Consider the following 15,034-nt stretch of genomic DNA (forward strand, 5'->3'; position numbering starts at 1 on the left):
CCGCAATTGCCAGACGTCACCGGTTTAACGCACAGTATGGGCATGATCGTGCATCGGGGTTGCCTCGCTTTGGTGCATCGCCTGCGCTGATGGCACACGCTTGCAGGACCGTGGCGGCATGCGGGGCTCAGATCAACGGCATAAACCTTGCTTTTTCGCGGGCTGCCAACTTAGACCAGGAGTCCGGTGTGTCCATCCGCGTCGCGTTGAACCACGTCACACATTACCGTTATGACAGGCTGGTCGCGCTGTCGCCCCAGGTGGTGCGGCTCAAGCCCGCGCCGCATTGCCGGACTCCGATTGTTTCATATTCGATGCGGGTGGAACCGGCTCAACACTTCATCAACTGGCAGCAGGATGCGTTCGCCAACTATCAGGCGCGCCTCGTGTTTCCTGAGAAGACGCGTGAGTTCAAGGTGACCGTCGATCTGGTCGCCGAGATGGCGGTCTACAACCCGTTCGACTTCTTTCTCGAGCCGTCCGCCGAACAGTTTCCGTTCGACTATGCGCCGGACCTGGCGCTCGAGCTCGCGCCTTATCGCGTGAAGCGTGCCATGGCGCCGCGCTTCGCGGAGTTCGTCAACAGCATTGACCGCACGCCCACGGGCACCGCGGACTTTCTCGTCGCGTTGAATCAGCGGTTGCAACGCGAGATCCGTTATCTGATCCGGATGGAGCCCGGCGTGCAGACGCCCGAACAAACGCTCGCGAGCGGCGCCGGGTCGTGTCGCGATTCGGGCTGGCTGCTGGTCGAGACGTTGCGCCAGCTTGGCCTCGCGGCGCGCTTCGTGTCGGGTTATCTGCTGCAGCTCGCACCCGACATCAAAGCGATCGACGGCCCGAGCGGCACCGAGGTCGACTTCACCGACCTGCACGCGTGGTGCGAAGTCTATCTGCCGGGCGCGGGCTGGATCGGTCTAGACCCGACCTCCGGCCTGCTTGCCGGCGAGGGCCACATTCCCGTTGCCTGCACGCCCGAACCAGGCAGCGCCGCGCCGATCTCAGGCGCCGTGGACGAGTCCGAAGTGGAGTTCAGCCACACCATGTCGATCACGCGCGTGCTGGAAACGCCGCGCGTCACGAAGCCATACAGTGAAAAGGTATGGAGCGATGTGCTCGCGATGGGCGCAGAGGTCGACCGGCAACTCGCGGAGATGGACGTGCGCCTGACGATGGGCGGCGAGCCGACCTTCGTGTCCGTGCGCGACCGCGACGCCGCCGAATGGAACACCGACGCGCTCGGCCCGACCAAACGCGGCTATGCCGTCGCGCTGATGGACAAGCTGCGTTCGCGCTACGGCGCGAATGGCTTCCTGCATATCGGTCAAGGCAAGTGGTATCCGGGCGAGCAGTTGCCGCGCTGGGCGATGTCGCTGTACTGGCGCGCCGACGGCGAGCCGTGCTGGCAGAACCCCGCGCTTTTCGCCGACGAGCGCGAACCCGGCACTTACACGGCCGCCGACGCCCAACGCTTCCTCCAACATCTGGCCGCGAAGCTCGCGCTCGACGAAGACTGCATCCAACCCGGTTTCGAAGACGTGTGGTACTACCTGTGGCGCGAGCGCCGTCTGCCGGTCAACGTCGATCCGTTCGACGCGCGTCTGGACGACGAACTCGAGCGCGTGCGTTTGCGCCGGGTGTTCGATGCAGGCCTTGGCGGCGTGACCGGCTATGTGCTGCCGCTCGCGCGCGAGCGCGACGTGCCGCATGAGTCGCCGCAATGGGTGACGGGCCGCTGGTTCTTCCGCGACGAACGCATGTACCTGATTCCCGGCGATTCGCCGATGGGTTACCGGCTGCCGCTCGACTCCCTGCCATGGGTGTCGAAGACAGACTATCCGTATCAGCACGCGCACGATCCGTTTGCGCCGCCGGTGCCTTTGCGCCCGGCCGCGCAGCTGCGCATGCAGTACGACGGCGAGCGGCGCGACATGACAGACGCCGATGCGCGGCGGGCGGCGGCGCTGTCGTCGTCGGCGGGGGATTTGTTGAGCGGCATGCCGGGCAGCGCGGTGCTCGCGTACGCGCCGCAGCGCGGTGAAGCACAGGCCGATGCGGCCCCGGCACGCGGCAAGTCCGCGAAGGAAACCTTGCGCACCGCCATCTGCGTCGAGGCGCGCGATCCGAAACGCGCGGCCGGTCCGAAAGCGGAAGCCGATGCATTGGGCAGCGGACGTGCGCTGCTGCACGTGTTCATGCCGCCGCTCACGGAGCTCGACGACTACCTCGACCTGCTTGCAGCCGTCGAAGCGACAGCCGCCGAACTGCGCATGCAGGTCGTGCTGGAAGGCTATCCGCCGCCGCGCGATGCGCGCCTGAAGATGCTGCAGGTCACACCCGACCCCGGCGTGATCGAGGTGAACATTCATCCGGCGGCGAGCTGGGATGAACTGGTCGATCACACCGGGTATCTGTACGAGTCGGCGGCGCAGAGCTATCTGAGCAGCGAAAAGTTCATGACCGACGGTCGCCATACCGGCACCGGCGGCGGAAATCACCTCGTGCTTGGCGGCGCGACGCCCGCCGACAGTCCGTTCCTGCGTCGGCCCGATCTGCTCGCGAGCCTGATCGCGTACTGGCATAACCATCCGTCGCTGTCGTATCTGTTTTCCGGGCTCTTTATTGGACCGACGAGCCAGGCGCCGCGCGTCGACGAAGCCCGCAACGATCAGGTCTACGAACTGGAAGTAGCGTTTCGTGAACTGCAGCGGCAGATCGATCTGCTCGGCGGCCGCGACAGCGCGAACCTGCCCGCGTGGATGATCGACCGCTCGCTGCGCAACATTCTGATCGACGTAACCGGCAATACGCACCGCGCCGAGTTTTGCATCGACAAGCTGTATTCGCCCGACGGCCCGACCGGGCGACTCGGCCTGCTCGAACTGCGCGGTTTCGAAATGCCGCCGCATGCGCGCATGAGCCTCGTGCAGCAGTTGCTGCTGCGAGCGCTGGTTGCGCGTTTTTGGCGCACGCCGTACACACAGCGGCTCACGCGCTGGGGCACGGAACTGCACGACCGCTTCCTGCTCAGCACCTTCGTCAAGATGGATTTCGACGACGTGCTCGGCGAACTGAACCGCGAAGGCTTTGCGTTCGACAGTGCGTGGTTTGCGCCGCACTTCGAATTCCGCTTCCCGCTGGTTGGCGAGACGACGGTGAGCGGCGTGTCGCTGAGCATCCGCAATGCGCTGGAACCGTGGCACGTAATGGGCGAGGAGGGCGCGGCGGGCGGCACTGTGCGTTATGTGGATTCGTCGGTCGAGCGGCTCGAAGTGCGCGCGCTCGGCCTGAACGAAAACCGTCATCTGCTGACGGTCAACGGCGTGCCTGTGCCGTTGCAGCCGACCGGCCGCGTCAGCGAATATGTCGCGGGCGTGCGCTTTCGCGCGTGGTCGCAGCCGTCGGCGCTGCATCCGACGATCGGCGTGGATGCGCCTCTGACTTTCGATCTGATCGATACATGGAACGGCCGCTCCATCGGCGGATGCCAGTATCATGTCGCACATCCAGGCGGGCGCAACTATCAAACGTTCCCGGTGAACGCTTACGAGGCGGAAAGCCGGCGGCGCGCGCGCTTCCTTGCGTCGGGCCATACGCCCGGGCCACTTGCGGTGCAAACGCCGCAGCGCAGCCTCGAATTTCCGTTCACACTCGACCTGCGCTACTGGTAACGCCGCCCATCTTTCCTGACAACGATACGACCTTGGCTTTTCAATCGACTTTTCCCTTCGAAACGTCCGCGGCCCATGCGGACGCTTCGTCCCTGTTGCGGCTCGTGCCCGCACACGAGGGACACTGGGACGAGTTGCGCGACGCGTCCGGCGCGTTGCGCGAGCCGTGGCGGCAGTTTTTCGAGCGGCTAGGCGAAGACGGCATCGCGCGGCTCGAAGGTCATCGTGCTTCGGTTGCGCAGCAGATCCGCGACAACGACATCAGCTACAACGTCTACGCGGACAACGGCGAGCCGCGCGCGTGGGCGCTCGATCTGCTGCCGTTCCTGATCAGCGAGGCGGAGTGGGCGCACATCGAGCGCGGCGTCACGCAGCGCGCGCATCTGCTTAATGCGATCGTCGCGGACATCTATGGGCCGCAGACGCTGCTGCAGCGCGGACAGTTGCCTCCCGCGCTGGTGTTCGGCCACCCCGGGTATCTGCGGTCCGTGACGGGCTACGCGGCGCCTGGCGGCCAGTTCCTGCAGGTGGTCGCGGTCGATCTCTCGCGCGCGCCCAACGGCGAATGGACGGTGATGGCGCATCGCACGGAAGCGCCCTCGGGCTTGGGCTATGCGCTTGAAAACCGGCTGATCGTGTCGTCGCTGTTTGCCGATCCGTTCCGCTCGATGCATGTGAGCCGTCTCGCGCCCAGCTATTCGCAACTTATCTCCACGCTCGTGCAGGCGGCGCGCGCGACCATGCGCGATGTCTCGCCGCGCACCGACGCTTCGCCGCACATCGCGTTGCTCACACCTGGGCCCTTCAGCGAGACCTATTTCGAGCACGTGTTTCTCGCGCGTTACCTGGGCGTGACGCTGGTCGAGGGCAAAGACCTCACGGTGCGCGGCGACATGCTTTATCTGAAGACGCTCGCCGGTCTGGAGCGCGTGCACGTCGTGCTGCGCCGCCTGGACGACGCGTTCTGCGATCCCGTCGAGTTGCGAGCCGATTCGACCATCGGCGTACCCGGCCTGTTGCAGGTGATGCGCGCGGGCAACGTGATCGTGTCGAATGTGCCGGGGGCCGGTTTCGTGGAATCGCCGGCGTTGCACGGTTTCCTGCCGGGCATTGCCGAAATGCTGTTCGACGAAGACCTCGTTCTGCCGAGCGTCGCGACCTGGTGGTGCGGCGAACGGGCCGCGCGCGAGCACGCTTTCGCGCATCTCGACGAAGCCTTTATCGTGCCGACGTGGCCGCTCGCCGCGCGCGACGCGGCAATCGGCATCGAGCAGGGCAGGCAGCGGCTCGACGTGTGGCGCGAGCGGATCGAGGCTGCGCCCGGCACGTACACGATCCAGCAGGCGCAGCGTTTCTCGTGCACGCCGCGTTACGAGGAGGGCACCATCGGCACGCGTCCGTCGGTCCTGCGCGCGTATGCAATCGCGGATGTCAACGGCGGCTGGCATGTCATGCCCGGCGGCTTCACGCGAATGGCGGCCGAACGGAAGGCGACGGTCTCCATGCAATACGGTGGTAGCAGTGTGGATACGTGGGTGCTGTCGAGTCAGCCGACTTCGACCTTCACGCTGCTGCCATCGCCGATGCAGCCCGCGGACCTCGCGCGCAAGCATCGCACGGTGTCGAGCCGCGCTGCGGAAAATCTTTTCTGGGCCGGACGTTATGGCGAACGCGCGGAAAACAATGTGCGGCTGTTGCGCTTCATACTTGGATCGCTTGAAGGCAACGATGCGGAAGCCATGTTCCCGACGCTCGTCGAACTTGCGTTGCATTGCGGGCTAGTGCAGCCCGGCGACATGTTCGCGCCGCATACGCCGCAAGCATTCGAGCGCGCGCTCGTCGCGAATCTCAGCGAAAGCACGGGCGCGGCGAGCATCGGGCAGAACCTGAGTTGCCAGGCGCGTTCGAACGGTGAGGTGCGCGGGCGGTTGTCGAACGATCATTGGCGCACCATTCTCGCCGCGCGCAATGACTTCCGCGATGCACTGCAGACGTTGATGCCGGTTATGGGTCCGAACGCTTATAGCGGTTCAGGCGGCGCGGCGCAGCAGGCGCAAGCGCAGACGCAGGGCCAGGGCGAGGGCCAGGGCCAGGGCCAGGCGCAGATGCAGATGCAGGCACAAACCAACGGCACCAGCTCCGGCGCAGGCCGTTACGACCGTGTCACGCTGATGAACGCGCTCGAACGGTTGTCGGTGCAGTTGTCGGCGATCAGCGGCGCGCAAGGCGACCGCATGACTCGCGACGAAGCATGGCGGCTGCTTTTCGCGGGGCGGCATATCGAACGCGTGTCCGCCATGTGCGCGTTTTTGCGCATCGTCGCCGACAAAGGCCAGCTCGCGACGCCCGCCGGTTTCGATCTGCTGCTGCAATTGTTCGACAGTACGCTCACGTATCGCGCGCTTTATCCGGGGCGTTTTGAAGTGCCGGCTCTGCTCGACCTGCTCGTGATCGAGCCGACCAACCCGCGCGGCATCTACGGCGTCTATGAGCGTTTGCGCAAGAAGCTCGACGAGATCGCGACGGCTGCGGGCAGCACGCGGCACCGGCCATTTGCGGAATTGATGCCGCCGGCTGCTTCGCTGCCCGCGCTCGCGTCGCTATGCGAGGTCGATTCGAATCGCGTCTACGCCGCTCTGATTGCTGTTTGCGATCAGGTTGGCGGTTTTGCCGGCGCCGCCGCGCATGAGATCAGCGCGCGCTATTTCAGTCACGCAAGCACGGTTGCATCGCAGGTGTGGTCATGAAAAATGCAAGCACCGTGCTGTCCGTTTCGCATCGCACTACGTATCATTACTCGACGTATGTGGAGACCGCGCAGCACCTCGCCACTATCCGGCCTATCGTCTGCGCCTGGCAGCGGGTTGTCTCGCACGACGAACGCATCGAGCCGCAGCCCTCGTATCTCAATAGCCGCATCGACGCATTCGGCAACGACGTCCTCTATTTCGCGCTCGACGCGCCGCACGAGCGTCTGCAACTGGTCAGCGAAACGACAGTGGCGCTGACGCCGCGTTGGACCGACCTCGATCCGCAGACAACGCCCGCCTGGGAAGAAGTGGCCTACGCGCTCGAATTCCGCGTGGGCGGGCAGTTCCGCGCCGAGGCGGAGTTCTGCTTTGCATCGCCGAATATCGCGCCGGGGCCGTCGCTGCGCGCCTATGCGTTGCCGAGCTTTCCTCCGGGCAAGCCCGTAGCCGCGGGCGCGATCGACCTGATGCACCGGATTCACGCGGACTTTGCGTACAAGCCGTCCGCGACGATGTTCGATACACCGGCGGAGCGCGCGTTCGAACTGAAGAGCGGCGTGTGCCAGGACTTCGCGCAGGTGATGATCGGCTGCTTGCGCTCGCTGGGTTTGCCGGCGCGCTATGTGAGCGGCTATCTCCGTAACGATCCGCCGCCGGGACAGCCGCGGCTGATCGGCGCGGATGCTTCGCATGCGTGGGTGTCCGTGCATTGCCCGGGCAGCGGCTGGATCGACCTCGATCCGACCAACGACGTACTCGCCGACACGGACCACGTCACGCTTGCAATCGGGCGCGATTACAGCGACGTGTCGCTGTTGCGGGGAATGATTCTGGGCGGCGGCGCGCATCGCGTGGAAGTCGGCGTGACAGTGCTGGCGCTGTAGCGCGGCGCGTGTCAGGATTTTTCGAAGCACAAAGTCCTTGACTCTGTGCGTATGCACATATAGACTGCGTAGCATGAACCGCCCACTCTCCTACGACGAATGCAATTGCTTTGCGCTGCGCCAGGCGGCGCGGCACATCACGCAGCTGTACGAGCGCCATCTTGGCGCGGTCGGGCTGACAGCGGCGCAGTTTACGATTCTCGCCAAGCTCGCTCGCACGCCTCATCTACCGATCCTGGACCTTGCAGAGTCCATGGTGATGGAGCGCACTACGCTTGTGCGTGCAATGAAGCCATTGCAGCGCGACGGCCTGGTGGTCGCCGAATCGGCGGAGCATGACAGCCGGACGTATCTGTTCAGCCTGACGAAGAAGGGCGAAAAAACCGTCGACAAGGCGGCAATTGCGTGGCGCGCGGCGCAAGAAGAGTTCGAAAAGAAGTTCGGTCATGGGCGCGCCAAGGCGCTGCGCGCCGAGCTGTTCAGCATTACTGGTTAGCGCACAAAAAGTTCGCTGGGTGCATTCGTCCCTGCGAGTTTTTTTGCGCGACATATGTGTATATACACTGAATGAGAAGACCTGACCATGGAAGATTCGTTCGACGACGACTGCTTTGCAATCCGCCAGGCCGCGCGCTACGTTTCGCAGATCTACGACCGCCATCTGGCAAACGTGGGTTTGACGATCACGCAGTTCTCCTTGCTGGGCCGGCTCCAGCGCATGGGCCCGATGACCATGAAGCAATTGGCTGAGCTCATGCACATGCAGCGCACCACGCTGGTCCGCATGATCCAGCCGCTGCGCCGCAATGGTCTGGTGTTAAGCGAGGCGCATCGCGCGGACGCGCGCGCGCTGTCCATCAGCCTCACAACCGAAGGCGCGGCTCGTCTCGAAGCAGGGTGGAAGCATTGGCGCGCCGCGCAAGCGGAGGTCGAGCACAGCTTCGGCGCGCAACGCGCGCGAGCGCTGCGCGGTGAACTCTTTGCGATGACGAGCCACATCTAACGCGGGCGGACAGCAGAAAAACCGAACTAACAGGCGCATCAGCAGGCGCTATTTTTTTTAACTCAATCAGTGCATAAGCACACATAGTCACCATGTCCACTACACCTTCGACTGTCGCGCCGGCAGGCGCCGCGCAGGCCGGCAAGCCGGCCACGCGCATTCCGTGGATGCTGCTCGCGATCATCACGGTGCTTGCCGTACTCGCGCTCGCCGCCTCGTACTGGTTTTTCGTGGGCCGCTTCGTCGAATCGACGGACGATGCGTACGTGGGTGGCGACGTCACCGTCATGGCTCCGAAAGTGAATGGCTTTGTAGCCGACGTGCTAGTGCAGGACAACCAGTTCGTGCACGCGGGCCAGGTACTGGTCAGGCTCGATGCACGCGACTACGAGGCGCGGCTCGCGCAGGCCAGTGCCGAAGTACGCAGCGCGCAGGCCGCCGTGACCGAGCTGGAGGCGAAGAAATCCCTGCAGCTTGCCACGATCAACGAACAGGCCGCGGAAGTCCGCGCGTCCGGTGCGGAACTCACGCGCAGCGCAGCGGATCAGGCGCGCTATCGCGAACTCGTGAAGGACGACGCGGTGTCCAATCAGGTTGTGGAGCGCGCCAACGCAGATCTGACCAAGGCGCACGCCGCCGTGGATCACAGCAGCGCCGCGTTGGTCGCCGCGCAGCGTCAGCTTGCCGTGCTGGATGCGCAGACCGGCGACGCGCAGGCGCGCGTCGCTACCGCACAGGCGGCGCAGCGCGTCGCGGCACTCAACGTTGAGTACGCCACGATTCGCTCTCCGATTGACGGCTATGTCGGCAACCGCACCGCCCGAGTCGGATTGCTCGCGAATACCGGCGTCTCGCTGCTGACGGTGATACCGGCGAGCGGCTTGTGGATCGACGCCAACTTCAAGGAAGACCAGTTGAAGAAGATGCGCGTGGGCGACACAGTGGACATAGACCTCGATGCATCCACTCAGCACCTGCACGGCGTGGTGGAGAGCCTTGCGCCCGCAACCGGCGCGACGTTCAGCGTGCTGCCTGCCGAGAACGCGACCGGCAACTTCACGAAGATCGTGCAGCGTGTGCCCGTGCGCGTACGGCTGAATGTGCCGAAGGACATGCAACGCGTGCTGCGCCCGGGCCTCTCCGCGACGGTGAAAGTGCACGTCGATGCGTCCGGTACACCGGCTCGCGGATAAACCATCATGACTGACGTTCACGCCAATCCCGCCGATCAGCCGACGCGCACCAAAGTCTTCGCATTTACGCTGATGTGCGTCGGCTTTTTCATGGCCACGCTCGATATCCAGATCGTCGCGTCGTCGCTGAAGGACATCGGCGGTGGTTTGTCCGCGAGTCAGGACGAGCTCTCGTGGGTGCAAACCTCGTATCTGATCGCCGAAATCCTCGTGATTCCAATGTCGGGCTGGCTCACGCGCGTGTTCTCCACGCGCTGGCTGTTCGCGTTCTCGGCGCTCGGCTTCACTGTGACCAGCATGTTGTGCGGCCTCGCATGGGACATCAATTCGATGATCCTGTTTCGCGGCCTCCAAGGCGCGCTTGGCGCCGCGATGATTCCGACGGTCTTTACCACCGCATTCGTGCTATTTCCGGGCAAGCAGCGCCTGATTGCGTCAACCACCATCGGCGCGCTGGCGTCGCTCGCGCCGACGGTAGGGCCGGTAATCGGCGGCTGGATCACATCGCAATGGTCGTGGCACTGGCTGTTCTATCTGAACCTCGCACCAGGGCTTGCCGTCGCACTGATGGTGCCGAAGTACGTGCACATCGATAAGGTCGATCTCTCGCTGCTTAAGAAAGGCGATTACATAGGTATCCTCTTGATGTCAGGCTTTCTCGGCTGCCTCGAATACGTACTGGAAGAAGGCCCGCGCAAGAACTGGTTCGGCGACGACGTCATCATTCTGTGCACCTGGATCTCGGCGATCTGCGGCTTTCTTTTCATCGTGCATGCGTTCACGGCGAAGGAGCCGATTGTCGATTTGCGCGCGCTCGCCATTCGCAACTTCGGCATTGGCAGTCTGCTTTCGTTTATCACCGGTATCGGAATTTTCTGCACGGTGTTCCTCACGCCGCTCTTTCTGTCGCGCGTACGGGGCTTCGACTCGTTGCAAATTGGCCTCGCGTTGTTGTCGGTGGGCTGTTTCCAGTTGCTCGCGCTTGTTGCGTATTCGACGCTTGCGCGCTTTATCGATATGCGCCTGCTGATGGTTTTCGGACTCGTGCTGTTCGGCGTGGGTTGTTATCTGTACGTGCCGCTCACTCACGAATGGGGCTGGCAGGAACTGCTGATTCCACAGGCGCTGCGCGGCATCGGCCAGCAGTTCTGCATTCCCCCTATCGTCACCATGGCGCTCGGTTCGTTGCCGCCGTCGCGGCTTCGCTCGGCAAGCGGCCTTTTTAACCTGATGCGCAATCTGGGCGGTGCGATTGGCATTGCAGTGAGCAGCACGATGCTCAACGACCGGCTCAATCTGCATTACGAGCGTCTCGACGAACATTTGACCGCGGGCCGCCCCGCAGTCGAAGCGCTTTTGCAACAGCAGGCCGCGCACTTCGCGGCGGTCGGGGGAAATGCGCTGGATGCTGCGAATGCGGGACTCGCCGCATTGCATGGCGTATTGATGCGCGAGGCGCTTGTGCTGACTTTCTCCGACACCTTGCTCGCCGTGTCGTTGTGCTTTGTCGTCGGCTTGTTGAGCGTGCTCTTCTCACGCCCGTTCGGCAATAGCGCGCCGCCGCCCGACGCCCATTGAGGACTTCAAGATGAAAACGATCGCTATCAGGTTGCTCGCAAGCGCTGCATGGTTGACGCTGGCCGCATGCGCGGTGCAGCCCGCTACGCATGCGGATTTACCGCAAACGGTCGGCGCGCTTGCGCCTGATGCATGGAGCGTGGATGCGCCGCAAGACAGCGTGAACGCGAACGCATGGTGGGATCAATTCGGCGATCCTGTGATGCATCGCCTGGTCGAGTCGGTGTTGACCGGCAATCTGGACGTGCAGGCCGCTGTGGAGCGCGTCAAGCAGGCGCAAGATCTCGTCACCCAGAATCGCGCAGCATTGCTGCCGGAACTGAATGCCGGCGCCAACGCATCGTATTCCCGCCAGAACACGCCGCCGCCGCTAGGCTATGTGCGTCAGGCCGGTGCTGGACTGACAGCAAGCTGGGCGCCGGATGTATTCGGTGGCGAACGTCTGGCCGTTCTGGCTGCGCAGGCGCAACTGTCGGGCAGGCAGTCCGCGTTGAACGAAGTGCGCCTCGCGCTTGCCACCAATGCAGCGGCCGCCTATATCGATCTACGCTGGGCACAGGCGCAATTGCAGATTCTTCACGACAACGAGCAGATTCGCGCCCGCGCGCTGAAGCTCACGCAACAGCGTCTGCATTACGGCCTCTCGTCGCAACTCGACGTGGCGCGCGCGCAGAACCAGTTGCAGGACTTGCGGGCGCAGATTCCACGCGTGCAGACCCTCGTTCAGCACGAACTCAGTTTGATCGCGGTGTACTCGGGACGCACGCCGGAAAGTGTGGACACTCTGCTGCTAGCGGATGCAAGCGACGTGCCGGTGCCCGCCCAGCGCGTGCCGCAAACGCTGCCCTCTGAAGCGCTGTTGCGGCGTCCCGATGTGCGCACAGCCTATGCGGCGGTCGAGCAGCGCGCGGCGGAAGTGGGAGTCTCAAAGGCTGAGCGCTATCCAAAGTTCAGGCTCAATCTTGCCGATGGCATTCTGGCGTCGTCGTACCTTGGCTTGCCCACGCTGACTGACAATCTGTTCAGCGCCGCATTGAGCGCGACGAGTCCGATCTTCAACGCAGGCCGCATCAGTGCAAATGTCGATGCAAGCGAGAGCCGCATGCGCGAATCGCAACTGGGCCTGCGGCAGACGATGTTGCAGGCGTTAAAGGAGATTGAAGACAGTCGCAGCGAACTCGTGAACGGCGCGACGCAAGTGCAGCGGCTTGGCGGGTCGCTGGATGCATCGGACCATGCTCTGCGCCTGTCGAGCGAACTGTACAAAGGCGGCGCATCGAGTTTTCTCGACGTGCTGGCCGCGCAGGAGGCCTACTTGCGCGACGCGGAATCGTTGAATCAGGCAAAGCGCCAGCATGCGCTGGCCGCCGTGGCGTTGTATCGCGCGCTCGGCGGCGGCTGGGACGTGCCCGAAGGCGTGACGGCGGTCTCCGCCAGCAACTGAGGCTCCGCGCGATGCAATGGAGCCGCGCGCGGGACTCTGTGCGGGTACGCGAAATGCGTGTGGAGAGTACAGCGAGCGAGGCGCTCAGTCACCCCTTGCTGGCGATAGAATCCGCTGCATACCCCGGAGTCGACGAGGTCACCATGGCGCGGCCATTTTTCACGATCGGGCATTCCACACGCACGCTTTCTGAATTCATCGATCTGCTAAAAAATTCGGATGTCGAATTATTAGCGGACGTACGCAGCATTCCGCGTTCGCGAACCAACCCTCAGTTCAACCGCGATACGCTGCCGGACTCGCTCGCGCCGGCACATATCGACTATATCCATCTGGCGGAACTCGGTGGGCGGCGCAGCCGCCGCAAAGACGAGGGGTCATCGGTGAACGGATACTGGACGCATCCCGCGTTCCGCAACTACGCCGATTACGCAATGACAGAGGATTTTCAGAAGGGGCTTGCGGAGCTGCGCGAACTGGGCCATCGCCGCCGTTGCGCGATCATGTGCTCGGAAGCCGTGTGGTGGCGTTGTCACCGGCGCATCATTACCGATTACCTGCTAACGCGCGGGGAAACGGTGTGTCACATCATGGACGCCCATCACGTCACTATGGCTACCGTCACGCCGGCTGCCAAGGCGCAGCCGGATGGCGTGGTGGTCTATCCCGCCGAATCCGCTTCGCCCTGAGGCGGATCCGGTTCAGTATGACTAGCCCGCTTTTCCGACGGGAGCGAACCGGCGCCTGCTGCGCGCCGGCGTCAGACGACGGAACCGCTCTTTCTTGTGTTCTTCTTCGAAGTAGCTGAGCGACGGCTTGACGAGATCGCTGCGCGAGACAATGCCGATAAGACGCATCGATCTGGTATCGGCGACAACGGGCAGGCGCTCGAGACCGTGCACCGCAAGTCTCGTTGCGACAAGGCGACATGTTTCGGATGGCAAAGCAAATGCCAGTGAGCGCTGCTCGAAGACCTTCGCCACGCTCATGGCAGGCTGCGATTCGGGGTTCTCGTCGCGGAACTGTTCGAGCAATGTGCGATCCGCCACGCCAATCACCACGCCTTCGCGCACGACAGGGTACGCGCGCCGCGTCTGCTTTGCGCCGAAGAATTGGTCGAGCGCCGCGCCGACTGTCATGTCGGCCTCTATCGAGTCGACCGAGGCGGTCATCACTTCATCCACGTGATGACGCTCCAGCGGATCCACACCATATTCGCGGTAGATGTGATAGCCGCGCCGGGCGATCTTTTCTGTCATGATCGAGCGGCGCATGGTCACCGTAGCAAAGCCGTGAGCGACCAGCGTGGCGGTGAGCAGCGGCAACAGCGCGTTGCTGTCATGCGTGAGGCCGAATGCGAACACGATTGCGGTCAACGGCGCGCCAAGCGTGGCTCCGAGCGTGGCGGCCATGCACACGAGCGGCCATAATGCGGGCTCATTGCCGGGCAGCCAGTGCGACAGCACCGTGCCGAGTCCCGCGCCGAGCATGAGCAACGGGGCGAGCACGCCTCCGGAAGTGCCGGACCCGAGTGCCACGACCCACATCACGGCTTTCACCGCGAGCAGCACGATCGCAATCTGCAATGCAATATGCTGATGCAGCAGATCGCCGATCACGTCATAGCCCACGCCGAGCGCGCGCGGTTCGAGCCATCCGCCGATTCCAACTACGACGCCACCGAGAGCGGGCCACCACATCCAGTGAACCGGCAGCTTGCCGAACAGATCTTCAGTCTTGTAGAGCGAAGCGGACAGTCCCGACGCAAGCACGCCGGACAAAAGCCCTGCAATCAGGCAGGAAAATAGCGACCAGACATCGGGCGCGGCTGTTTGGAGCGGAAACAGCGGACCAGTGCCGAAGAACGCCGCGCGAGCAAAGCCGGCTACCGCGCACGCCACCGCTACAGGCAGGAAACTGCGGGGCCGCCATTCGAACAGCAACAATTCGACCGCCAGCAGCACGGCCGCAAGAGGCGTGCCGAACACGGCCGTCATGCCCGCGGCGGCACCGGCCACGAGCAGCGTCTTGCGTTCCGCCGACGTGACCTTGAAGCACTGCGCGATCAGGGACCCGAGCGCGCCGCCTGTCATGATGATTGGCCCCTCTGCGCCGAACGGGCCGCCACTGCCGATCACGATGCCCGACGACAGCGGCTTGAGCACCGCCACTTTCGGCGACATCTTGCTCTTGCCGAAAAGAATCGCCTCGATGGCCTCGGGAATGCCGTGGCCGCGAATCTTTTCCGAGCCGAAGCGCGCCATCAATCCGACGATCAACCCGCCGACTATCGGCACACCGATTATCCACACGCCCAGGTTGTTATGCGCGGGCGAACGTTCCGCGAACGACAGCGAGCCGAAGAAGAACAGGTTCGTGAACAGATGAATCAGGTTCAGCAGCACGAACGCTGCGAGCGTACTGACCGCGCCGATGCATGCAGCCAGCGCGAAAATGCCCGGCAACCGTGCATTCGCGGAAAAGTCCCGCTTGTGGGAGTCCATGGTCATA

At 63.6% G+C, this 15,034-nt stretch carries 10 protein-coding genes; 9 read left to right on the plus strand and 1 reads right to left on the minus strand.

The window, feature by feature from the left end:
- Positions 1 to 188 precede the first annotated feature (188 nt).
- The 9 genes from A3AC_RS0101480 (at position 189) to A3AC_RS0101520 (ending at position 13,212) form a co-directional block, all read left to right on the plus strand.
- Positions 189 to 3,671, plus strand: coding sequence for a transglutaminase family protein (locus A3AC_RS0101480; RefSeq protein WP_025596698.1), 3,483 nt, complete (start codon positions 189 to 191; stop codon positions 3,669 to 3,671).
- A 32-nt stretch (positions 3,672 to 3,703) separates the two neighbouring features.
- A complete protein-coding gene (locus A3AC_RS0101485; protein ID WP_025596699.1) occupies positions 3,704 to 6,418 on the plus strand; it encodes a circularly permuted type 2 ATP-grasp protein in 2,715 nt (904 codons plus the stop codon).
- A complete protein-coding gene (locus A3AC_RS0101490; protein WP_025596700.1) occupies positions 6,415 to 7,305 on the plus strand; it encodes a transglutaminase family protein in 891 nt (296 codons plus the stop codon). The genes A3AC_RS0101485 and A3AC_RS0101490 overlap by 4 nt, the downstream gene beginning before the upstream one ends.
- A 73-nt stretch (positions 7,306 to 7,378) precedes the next feature.
- The gene (locus tag A3AC_RS0101495; RefSeq protein ID WP_025596701.1) at positions 7,379 to 7,801 is read left to right on the plus strand and encodes a MarR family winged helix-turn-helix transcriptional regulator; all 423 of its coding nucleotides are present in this window, start codon (positions 7,379 to 7,381) and stop codon (positions 7,799 to 7,801) included.
- An 87-nt stretch (positions 7,802 to 7,888) separates the two neighbouring features.
- Positions 7,889 to 8,308, plus strand: a complete 420-nt coding sequence (locus A3AC_RS0101500; protein ID WP_025596702.1) for a MarR family winged helix-turn-helix transcriptional regulator — start codon at positions 7,889 to 7,891, stop codon at positions 8,306 to 8,308.
- Positions 8,309 to 8,400: 92 nt separating this feature from the next.
- Positions 8,401 to 9,501, plus strand: coding sequence for an HlyD family secretion protein (locus A3AC_RS0101505; protein WP_025596703.1), 1,101 nt, complete (start codon positions 8,401 to 8,403; stop codon positions 9,499 to 9,501).
- A 6-nt stretch (positions 9,502 to 9,507) separates the two neighbouring features.
- Positions 9,508 to 11,079 carry a DHA2 family efflux MFS transporter permease subunit gene (locus A3AC_RS0101510; protein ID WP_025596704.1) on the plus strand — a complete coding sequence of 524 codons (1,572 nt, stop codon included), beginning with the start codon at positions 9,508 to 9,510 and terminating at the stop codon, positions 11,077 to 11,079.
- A 10-nt stretch (positions 11,080 to 11,089) separates the two neighbouring features.
- Entirely contained in the window at positions 11,090 to 12,523 is a 1,434-nt protein-coding gene (locus tag A3AC_RS0101515; RefSeq protein ID WP_025596705.1) for an efflux transporter outer membrane subunit, read from the plus strand.
- 143 nt (positions 12,524 to 12,666) lie between these two features.
- Positions 12,667 to 13,212 (plus strand): DUF488 domain-containing protein, encoded by a 546-nt coding sequence (locus A3AC_RS0101520; protein WP_025596706.1) that lies wholly within the window; start codon positions 12,667 to 12,669, stop codon positions 13,210 to 13,212.
- A 21-nt stretch (positions 13,213 to 13,233) separates the two neighbouring features.
- Here A3AC_RS0101520 and A3AC_RS0101525 read toward each other — a convergent pair whose 3' ends face one another.
- Positions 13,234 to 15,033, minus strand: a complete 1,800-nt coding sequence (locus tag A3AC_RS0101525; protein ID WP_025596707.1) for a chloride channel protein — start codon at positions 15,031 to 15,033, stop codon at positions 13,234 to 13,236.
- Between the last annotated feature and the right edge of the window lies 1 nt (position 15,034).

Origin of the sequence: Burkholderia sp. WSM2230 (assembly GCF_000472445.1) — a bacterium.
Classification (GTDB): Bacteria; Pseudomonadota; Gammaproteobacteria; order Burkholderiales; family Burkholderiaceae; genus Paraburkholderia.

What these genes read in the sequence shown, in the direction of transcription:
- A3AC_RS0101490 (WP_025596700.1), top strand. Translation starts at nt 6,415, where the DNA reads ATGAAAAATGCAAGCACCGTGCTGTCCGTTTCGCATCGCACTACGTAT.
- A3AC_RS0101495 (WP_025596701.1), top strand. Translation starts at nt 7,379, where the DNA reads ATGAACCGCCCACTCTCCTACGACGAATGCAATTGCTTTGCGCTGCGC.
- A3AC_RS0101500 (WP_025596702.1), top strand. Translation starts at nt 7,889, where the DNA reads ATGGAAGATTCGTTCGACGACGACTGCTTTGCAATCCGCCAGGCCGCG.
- A3AC_RS0101505 (WP_025596703.1), top strand. Translation starts at nt 8,401, where the DNA reads ATGTCCACTACACCTTCGACTGTCGCGCCGGCAGGCGCCGCGCAGGCC.
- A3AC_RS0101510 (WP_025596704.1), top strand. Translation starts at nt 9,508, where the DNA reads ATGACTGACGTTCACGCCAATCCCGCCGATCAGCCGACGCGCACCAAA.
- A3AC_RS0101515 (WP_025596705.1), top strand. Translation starts at nt 11,090, where the DNA reads ATGAAAACGATCGCTATCAGGTTGCTCGCAAGCGCTGCATGGTTGACG.
- A3AC_RS0101520 (WP_025596706.1), top strand. Translation starts at nt 12,667, where the DNA reads ATGGCGCGGCCATTTTTCACGATCGGGCATTCCACACGCACGCTTTCT.
- A3AC_RS0101525 (WP_025596707.1), bottom strand. Translation starts at nt 15,033, where the DNA reads ATGACCATGGACTCCCACAAGCGGGACTTTTCCGCGAATGCACGGTTG.